General features: G+C 57.5%; 2 protein-coding genes. One reads left to right on the top strand and one right to left on the bottom strand.

Annotation, left to right across the window (positions count from 1 at the left end):
- On the bottom strand, window positions 1-274 hold a 274-nt coding region (locus GVY43_RS15620), incomplete at its 3' end, for a hypothetical protein (RefSeq protein WP_159563782.1).
- A 908-nt stretch (window positions 275-1182) separates the two neighbouring features.
- Here GVY43_RS15620 and GVY43_RS15615 point away from each other — a divergent pair.
- Window positions 1183-1359, top strand: coding sequence for a hypothetical protein (locus GVY43_RS15615; protein WP_159563781.1), 177 nt, complete (start codon window positions 1183-1185; stop codon window positions 1357-1359).
- Window positions 1360-1823 lie beyond the last annotated feature (464 nt).

Raw genomic sequence — 1823 nt, 5'->3', positions numbered from 1 at the left:
TCTTCACGTCCGGCGCGACGGTCCCGGTCACCCGGTCCTGTCCCTGGTAGTAGTCGATCGGCACGGGCGCCTCGAGGTCCGTGAGGAGGGCGAGCGACGACTCGAACGGCGTGAGCGCCTCCCGGGTCGAGAGGGGGGCGGGACCGGTCTCCTCGGCTCCCGTCGGCTGCGCGCCGAGGAGCGATCCGGCGAGGAGCGTCGCGAGCGTCGCCCCGCGCAGGACGTTCGCCCGTCCCTTCTGTCGGTCCGTCATTGGTTTCGATTGTTTGGTCATATCAGTCTGTTCTCCTTTTCATGGATATGTAGTGGGGATGGACACATCCCCCCACGACATCATATCTCGCCCTCGGGGACCATCGGGTTCAAAAACGGGACGGTGCTCCGCCTTGTTTTGAATACCTTGACAGGTATGCCCCTGCTCCGATGACCGGTCGAGTGGGACATGGGTGACGCAAGCCCCGGACGTGTCACCGAGACGACAAAAAATCCCCACGCCGTAAGGCATGGGGGCGATTCAGGGACCCGTCCGTCCCTCTCCTGAAGGATAAAAAAGACACGGGTTACTCGCGCGTGATGGTGTGGGGGGCGGACGGGATGAACCGATGACCGATACATCAGATGGCAGGGCGGGCCTGCGTGAACCAATCCCCCGGTACAGGATGACCATCCCACTGCCGACATCGACCGGACGACTGTCCCTCCAGTATACCGGGGACGAGACGCCCCTCGAGTTCAAAAAGGGGACAGCGCTCCCACTGTTTTTGAAAGCGCTCTATCCTTCCTTTTTTGCCAGAAACGACAAAAAAGCCCCGGATCGCCGTGAGGGGACCCGGGGAGAATCGGTTGCCTGACGGTCCGCGCATCCCTCTCCATCATGTGTCAAACAGAGAAAACGATTAGATGATCGACGGTGCTTGCATGCGCTAGGTTTTCGGTGTCTTCCGATGCGCGGGCCGGCGGGCGGTTTGTTGTCAGGATTTTAGTATACGACATCGCAGGGCGATGGGGCGTCGAAAACGGAACGGGGCATCCCCTTTTTTTGAGACGGCGGAGAGACAAAAACACCCCGGCCACCTTGGGTGACCGGGGATGTCGGGCTCCCGTCCCGTCCGTGGCCGCTTCCACGAGGGGCCCGGTAGGTCTGTCAACGACGTCACCGTCTGGCAGATGGGGGCCGGGCGGATGCGTCGTTCGGTCCCCGTCGGGGAAGTGACGTCCGTTCCGGACGGGAACCTCGACCGGTTGCGCCCCCCGGGTGATGAATCAGTAGTCGTGGTATCCCGGGGCGCACCAGACCATTTTAACGCAAGGGACGGAGGGATGGGAAACAAAATGGTGATCGGAACCTCCTATTTTTGAGCGTGGTCGCCCTTGTCGAAAGAGGGCGGAGGAACATCCCCTACCTCAAACAACCGTCTTTAAATGTTTTCTCCATGGCGATCATCAAAATCGACAACAGTAAATCCCTCTGTTTGACAGAAGTTCTTCCCATGATGTTTTCGTATGGTGTACGGAAGTCGTGAATCTCCAGATACATTTCCCTCACTTCTTCCTTGTGGATCCATCCATCTAGAAGTGTTTCACCCTTCGCTCAAATCATCTTTTTCTCAAACGTCGTGCAGTAAACGGTCGTTTTATAGACCACAAAATTCAAGCACAGATTAGATTTTTGAATGCATACGTGCTATCATAGAGCATGAACGAGGTGACCATATGCGTTTTGAGTTTGAATATGCGGATGGCTTAGACGGGACTTCCCCGTTCGAGAGCCATTTGTCGGAACTGGATGAGCGGGCTAAAACTTCCAAGCCCGAGCGCGTCCT

It is taken from the genome of Exiguobacterium sp. 8H (assembly GCF_902506255.1).
GTDB lineage: Bacteria > Bacillota > Bacilli > Exiguobacteriales > Exiguobacteriaceae > Exiguobacterium > Exiguobacterium profundum.
The sequence above is the reverse complement of the archived record's forward strand: the minus strand, read 5'-3'. Positions and strand labels throughout refer to the sequence as shown.

Excerpts from the sequence above, each read along its gene's own strand:
- GVY43_RS15615 (WP_159563781.1), top strand. The coding sequence starts at position 1,183 with ATGCGTCGTTCGGTCCCCGTCGGGGAAGTGACGTCCGTTCCGGACGGG.